At 66.1% G+C, this 6,710-nt stretch carries 8 protein-coding genes; 6 read left to right on the plus strand and 2 right to left on the minus strand.

Going from position 1 to position 6,710, the window contains the following annotated elements; translation table 11 throughout:
- The 6 genes from MRY84_RS22940 to MRY84_RS22965 form a co-directional block, all read left to right on the plus strand.
- On the plus strand, positions 1-505 hold a 505-nt coding region (locus tag MRY84_RS22940), incomplete at its 5' end, for a TRAP transporter small permease (protein ID WP_291507971.1).
- Between the two features lie 19 nt (positions 506-524).
- Complete coding sequence (locus tag MRY84_RS22945) at positions 525-1,805, plus strand: TRAP transporter large permease subunit (protein ID WP_291507972.1); 1,281 nt, start codon at positions 525-527, stop codon at positions 1,803-1,805.
- 52 nt (positions 1,806-1,857) lie between these two features.
- Positions 1,858-2,862, plus strand: coding sequence for a TRAP transporter substrate-binding protein (locus MRY84_RS22950; protein ID WP_291507973.1), 1,005 nt, complete (start codon positions 1,858-1,860; stop codon positions 2,860-2,862).
- Positions 2,863-2,993: 131 nt separating this feature from the next.
- Positions 2,994-3,854, plus strand: coding sequence for a shikimate dehydrogenase (locus tag MRY84_RS22955; protein ID WP_291507978.1), 861 nt, complete (start codon positions 2,994-2,996; stop codon positions 3,852-3,854).
- Between the two features lie 37 nt (positions 3,855-3,891).
- Positions 3,892-4,791 (plus strand): VOC family protein, encoded by a 900-nt coding sequence (locus tag MRY84_RS22960; protein ID WP_291507974.1) that lies wholly within the window; start codon positions 3,892-3,894, stop codon positions 4,789-4,791.
- A gap of 15 nt (positions 4,792-4,806) precedes the next feature.
- Positions 4,807-5,712, plus strand: a complete 906-nt coding sequence (locus tag MRY84_RS22965; RefSeq protein ID WP_291507975.1) for a sugar phosphate isomerase/epimerase family protein — start codon at positions 4,807-4,809, stop codon at positions 5,710-5,712.
- A 15-nt stretch (positions 5,713-5,727) separates the two neighbouring features.
- Here the strand turns inward: MRY84_RS22965 and MRY84_RS22970 are convergent, their stop codons facing one another.
- Entirely contained in the window at positions 5,728-6,165 is a 438-nt protein-coding gene (locus MRY84_RS22970; RefSeq protein ID WP_291507976.1) for a nuclear transport factor 2 family protein, read from the minus strand.
- Positions 6,166-6,188: 23 nt separating this feature from the next.
- A partial coding sequence (locus MRY84_RS22975; protein ID WP_291507977.1) for an SDR family NAD(P)-dependent oxidoreductase occupies positions 6,189-6,710 on the minus strand: 522 nt, incomplete at its 5' end.

Here is a 6,710-nt window from a genome sequence, read left to right on the forward strand (position 1 = left end):
GGTGTTGGTGTTTGGCAATGTGGTGCTGCGTTACACGCTGAACTCCGGCATCACGGTATCGGAAGAGCTCTCGCGCTGGCTTTTCGTGTGGCTGACTTTCATGGGCGCTGTGGTGGCACTGCGCGAGCATGGCCACCTGGGTACGGATGCGCTGGTTTCGCGCCTGCCTGCCCTGGGCAAGAAGGCTTGCCTGGTGATGGCGCAGCTCGCCATGCTGTATGTGTCGTGGTTGCTGCTGAGCGGCAGCTGGGCCCAGATGCTCATCAACTGGGAGACCGAAGCCCCGGTGACCGGCGCCTCGGTGGGCATCTTCTACGCCAGCGGTGTGCTGATGGGCGGTTCGGGCATCGCCATCCTGCTGCACGACCTGCTGCGCACGCTGTTCGTTCCGCTGGCTGAGGACGAACTGGTCATGGTGCAGGAAAGCGAAGAAATGGCGGCCCTCGCGCACCGCTCGCCCGGCGGCGATGCGTCATCTGAAACCCCTGGCAGCCCCCGTCCCTGACCCTGCGCACACGCCCACCATGACCGTCACCATCTTCCTCGGTTCCCTGCTGCTCGCCATGGCGATCGGTGTCCCCATCGCGTATGCCCTGCTCATCAGCGGAATGGCACTGATGTGGCACCTGGACCTGTTCGATGCCCAGATCCTGGCGCAGAACGTCATCAACGGCGCCGACAGCTTTCCGCTACTGGCCGTGCCCTTCTTCATGCTGGCAGGCGAGATCATGAACGTGGGCGGCCTGTCCAAGCGCATTGTGAAGTTCGCGCTGGCGCTGGTGGGTCACGTGCCGGGCGGCCTGGGCTACGTGGCCATCATGGCGGCGGTGATCCTGGCCGCTGTGTCGGGCTCGGCCGTGGCCGATGCCGCGGCGCTGGCGTCGCTGCTGCTGCCCATGATGGTGGCGGCCGGCCATAACAAGGAGCGCTCGGCCGGCTTGATCGCATCGGCCGGCATCATTGCCCCTGTGATCCCGCCTTCCATCGGCTTCGTGATCTTTGGCGTGGCGGCCAATGTGTCCATCAGCAAGCTGTTCCTCGCGGGCATCGTCCCGGGCATCCTGCTGGGGCTCGCGCTGGCGGCCACCTGGTGGTGGCTGGTGCGGCGCGAAGACGTGGCGCCGCCGAAACGCGCCACCCGCGGCGAGCTGGCCGTTGCCCTGCGCGAAGCCGTGTGGGCGTTGGGCCTGCCCATCATCATCCTGGTCGGCCTGCGCATGGGGGTTTTTACGCCCACCGAAGCTGCCGTGGTGGCCGCCGTGTACGCGCTGTTCGTGGCCATGGTCGTCTACCGTGAGTTGACCTGGCGGCAACTGGCCGAGGTCTTCCGTGCATCGGCCCGCACCAGCGCGGTGGTGATGTTCCTTGTCGCCGCAGCCATGGTCTCGGCTTGGCTCATCACCGTGGCCGACCTGCCTTCCAAGGTCATTGGCATGCTGCAGCCTTTCATGGGCAACCAAACGCTGCTGCTGATTGCCATCATGGTGCTGGTCATGGTGGTCGGCACGGCGATGGACATGACGCCCACCATCCTCATTCTCACGCCTGTGCTGATGCCCGTGGTCAAGGCCGCAGGCATCGACCCTGTGTATTTCGGCGTGCTGTTCATCATCAACAACGCCATCGGCCTCATCACCCCGCCCGTGGGCACGGTGCTCAACGTGGTGGCGGGTGTCGGCCGCATCTCGATGTCGCAGGTCACCCGCGGTGTCATGCCCTTCATGCTGGCCCAGTTCGCCGTGATGTTCCTGCTGGTGCTGTTTCCCTCCATCGTCACGGTGCCGCTGCGCTGGCTGGGCGGCTGACCGCCGACCGGTACCCCATTTCTTGCCCCTAGAACCCCAAGGAGACATTTCCATGAAGTTGCTCAAAACCCTGCTCGCCACGGCCCTCGTCGCTGCCTCGCTGCTGCCTGCGGCGCATGCCCAGGAGCGCACCATCAAGTTCGCCTTTCAGAACCAGAAGGATCACCCGCAGGCCCAGGGCGCGCAGAAGTTCGCCGACCTGGTGGCCGCCAAGACCAACGGCCGCATTGCCGTCAAGCTCTTCCCTGGCGGCGCGCTGGGTGGCGACCTGCAGACCGTATCGGCCCTGCAGGGCGGCACGGTGGAGATGACCGTGCTCAACGCGGGCATCTTGTCGGCCCAGGCCAAGGAATTCGGTATCTACGACTTCCCGTTCCTGTTTGCCACGCCGCAGGAGGCCGACGCCGTGACCGACGGCCCCTTCGGCAAGAAGCTGCTCGACAAGCTGCCGGCCAAGAACCTCGTGGGCCTGGGCTACTGGGAGCTGGGCTTTCGCAACCTGACCAACAGCAAGAAACCCATCACCAAGGCCGAAGACATCGCGGGCCTGAAGATCCGCGTGATCCAGTCGCCGATCTACATCGACATGTTCAACGCGCTGGGCGCCAATGCCGTGCCCATGCCTTTCCCCGAGCTGTACACCGCTCTGGAGCAAAAGGCCGTGGACGGCCAGGAAAACCCGTTCTCCACCATCCTGTCGTCCAAGTTCGCCGAGGTGCAGAAGCACCTCACCGTCACGCGCCACATCTACAACCCCCAGGCCGTGATCGTGAGCAAGAAGTTCTGGGACAGCCTGAGCCCCGTCGACCAGAAGGCGCTCACCGAGGCCATGGCCGAGGCCACCACCTTCCAGCGCGGCGTGTCTCGCGTGCAGGCCGATGTGGCGCTCGAAGACCTCAAGAAGGCCGGCATGCAGGTCTCCGAGTTCTCGGCTGCCGAGCTCGACAAGCTGCGCGCCAAGGTCAAGCCCGTGGTCGAAAAGCACAGCGAGAAGGTCGGTGCCGAGACGGTGCAAGAGGTCTATTCCACGCTGGCCAAGCTGCGCGGGGGCAAGTAGGCCATCGCCGCAATCCCCGCGCTGCCGTGCGGTAAACACACTACCGTCCCGGCAGCGCGCTCACTCCATATCGCGCCCGCCCCATGAGCACCCAGCTCCTCGATCCCCCGGTCATCACCACCACGCCCACCATGTTTTCCACTAGCCCTCGCAAGGTGCTGATCGGTCTAATCGGTGCAGGCATCCAGCAATCGCTGTCGCCCGCTCTGCATGAGGAAGAGGCGCGCCACCACGGGCTGCGCCTGCACTACCAGCTCATCGACCTGGATCGTTCGGCCTCGTCCGTGAAGGAGCTGCCCACGCTGCTGGCAGCGGCGCGCATCATGGGCTATGCGGGCTGCAACGTCACCTACCCCTGCAAGCAGGCGGTGATCCCCCATCTGGACAGCCTGTCCGAGGAAGCCCAGGCCATGGGCGCCGTCAACACGGTGGTCATCCGTGATGGAAAGCTGGTGGGGCACAACACCGATGGATCGGGCTGGGCCTGGGGCTTCACCCGCGCGTTGCCCGGGGCCGACCTGCGACGCGTCGTGCTGCTGGGAGCGGGCGGCGCGGGCGCCGCGATTGCGCACGCCGTGTTGCGGCTGGGCGCGCAGCATCTGACCATCGTCGACGCCCAACCTGAGCGCGCAGCGCAACTGGCCGCCGATGTCAACGCCCTGTATGGCCACCGGGCCGAAGCGGGCGAGGTCCGCGCTGCCATGGCACAGGCCACCGGCCTGATCCACGCCACGCCCACGGGCATGGACAAGCTGCCCGGCCTGCCGCTCGACTTGGCCTTGCTGCGGCCCGCGATGTGGGTGTCTGAGGTGGTCTATTTCCCGCTCGAAACCGCCCTGGTCCGGGCGGCTCGGGCACTGGGCTGCAAGGTATCGGATGGCGGCGGCATGGCCGTGGGCCAAGCCGTGGGGGCGTTCGAGCTGTTCACCGGGGAATCCCCGGACGCAGCCCGCATGGACGCGCACTTCCGCCGCCTGGTCGGCACGCGCTGACTCTCGTCCACTGCGCAACGCACAAGGAGCTGCACCCATGAGCACACCGATGATGGCCGCCCGCGAAGCACTGGGCGAACTGCCCAATCCCCTGGGCCTGCAGGGCGTCGAGTTCATTGAATACGCCACAAGCCGGCCACAGGCGCTCGGCCAGGCGCTGGAGCGCATGGGCTTTCAGCCCGTGGCCCGCCACCGCTCGCGCGAGGTGCTGCTGTACCGCCAAGGCGACATGAACATCATCGTCAACGCCCATCAGGACACCGAACGCACCGGCCTGCATGCCCCGCCCACGCTGACTGAAACGCCGGTGCTGGCCGCCATCGCCTTCCGCGTGGGCAACGCGGCTGCAGCCTACCGCCGCGTGCTGGAGCTGGGCGCCTGGGCCGTGCACACGGAGGTCGAGGTCATGGAGCTGAACATCCCCGCCATCCACGGCGTGGGCACCAGCCGCATCTACTTCGTGGACCGCTGGAAAGAGTTCTCGATCTACGACGTGGACTTCGTGCCCATCCCCACCGTCAACCCGCGCCCACCGGCGCTGCAGGGCTTGCATCTGTTCGGCGTGGTGCAGTACATCGGCCTGGGCCGGGGGGCGGACTGGATCCACTTCTACAGCGAACTGTTCGGCTTTGCCGAGCTGGCGCCGGATCAGTCGTTTGGCGTGCTCACCCATGGCCGCATCCTGGCCAGCCCCTGCGGCACGCTGCACTGGCAGTTGATCGAGCCGCTGGTCGACGCCCTGGATGCCGACCCCGAGGAGCTGCTGCAGCGCGTGGCCTTTGGTACACCCGATGTGCTGGCCACCGTGAACTCGCTGCGGGCCCGAGGCGTCGAGTTTGTGGAATCGCCCACGGGCGTGCACACCGGTACGCGCGGCGCCCTCACGCGTGCCGATGCGGGCTCGCCCAGTTTTGAGCTCGTGCTGGACGCACGCTGAGTCTGGAGACCGCCCATGCGCCGAACCGCCATGCAACGCAACGTCGCCGATTTCGGCATGGACACCATCAGTCTGGCCGGGCCGCTGGAGGCCAAGCTCGCCGCGGTGAAGGAAGCCGGCTTCGGCCAGATCATGCTGGCCGCGCGCGATATCGTCGGCCACCCCGAAGGCATCGAGGCCGCCGTGCACGCGGTGCGCAGCAGTGGGCTGCGCGTGACGGGCTTCCAGGTGCTGCGGGATTTTGAAGGTCTCTCGGGCCACCTGCACAGCTACAAGGTGGACATCGCCAAGCAGATGATCCTGATGGCGCGCGACCTGGGTGCGCCGGTGTTGCTGGCCTGCAGCTCCACGTCATCCCACGCCACGGCGGATGCCGACGCCATTGCCCGCGACCTGCGCAAGCTGGCCCTGCTGGCGCTGCCGCACGGCATCCGCGTGGCGTTTGAAGGGCTCTCGTGGGGACGGCACATCAACGAGGTGCACCAGGCCTGGGCGGCGGTCGAGCAGGCCGACTGCCCCAACCTCGGCTTGGCCATCGACTCGTACCACCAGTTCGCCACCAGCACGCCGCTCTCGGCCCTGGAAGATGTGGACCCTGAGAAGATCTACCTGGTGCAACTGTCAGATTTCATGTGGCAGGAAACCCGCACGGTGCAGGAGCGCATCGACACGGCGCGGCACTTCCGTGTGTTCCCTGGCGAGGGCGTGCACAGCCAGGCCCTGGCCGAGCTGGTGCGCACCCTCGATGGCATGGGCTACCAGGGCGACTACAGCTTCGAGGTCTTCAACGACGACTACCAGCAGCTACCCCTGCCCTATGTGGCGCAGCGCGCGTGGAATAGTGCGCTGTGGCTGGCTGAGGGGGTGCTGCAGCGCGCCGTGCCGCTGCCCGGACACCCGCGCATCAAGACCCTGGCATGACCCAAGCGCCAACGATCAGCTGTTGGCGCGCTTCTTGAGCCAGCGCATCAGAGCGCCCACCACGGGCAGTTTTTCGTACAGCTCTTCGGCCGCATCCCAGTAGTCGCGGTGCAAGGTCACGAGGCCTTGCTCATCCAGCACCAGGTGCGAGGCGCCGCGCACGGTCTGCGTCACGCCCCTCTCAAAGTTCTTAAAGGCAAACAGGAAATCCCAGGTCAGAAAACATTGCTGGCCTTGCACCACGCGGCCGGTGACCACAAAACGCGGCTGCTCCAGTGCCTCGAACATGTGGGCAAAGATGGCCTGGATGGCGGGCACGCCTTGCACTTCGTTGAATGGATCCTTGAAGCGCGCCGCTGGGGCGTAGAACTGGCCGAGGGTCGCCACATCGGCGGGCGACAGGTTTTCAAAGAACGCAATGACGCGCGTGACGGCCTCTTCCGTAGCGATCATGGTTTCCGGTGGGTGCATACCGTTCAAAGACCTGTGAATTTGCGAACCGCCGGAAAGTACCACCGATACGGCAGCACGCGCAGCAGTTTCATCACCCGCGTGAAGCGCTTGGGGAAATGGATGTCGAAATGCCCCCGCTCCCAGCCCCGCACGATGGCAGCTGCTGCGGCCTCGGGCGAGATCAGCGCCGGCATGGTGAAGTCGTTGCCCGCCGTGAGCGGCGTGGCTACAAAGCCCGGGTTGATCACGCTCACGCCCATGCCCAGGTCATGCAGGTCCAGGTAGAGCGCCTCGGCCAGGTTGATGAGGGCCGCCTTGGTGGGGCCATAGGCCAAGCTCTTGGGCAGGCCGCGATAACCCGCAACGCTGCTGATCAGGCTCACGTGGCCCGGCCGGCCTGCCTGCGCGGCGGTCAGCATGGCAGGCAGCACGGCGGCCAGCACATGCAGCGCGCCGTTGTAGTTGATCTGCTCGTGGCGCAGCATTTCCGCCAGGTCGAAGACGGTGGCGCGCATGGTGCGGTAGTACCCCGCGCAGTAGCACAC

The organism is Acidovorax sp. (assembly GCF_022763525.1).
Taxonomy (GTDB): Bacteria; Pseudomonadota; Gammaproteobacteria; order Burkholderiales; family Burkholderiaceae_C; genus Acidovorax.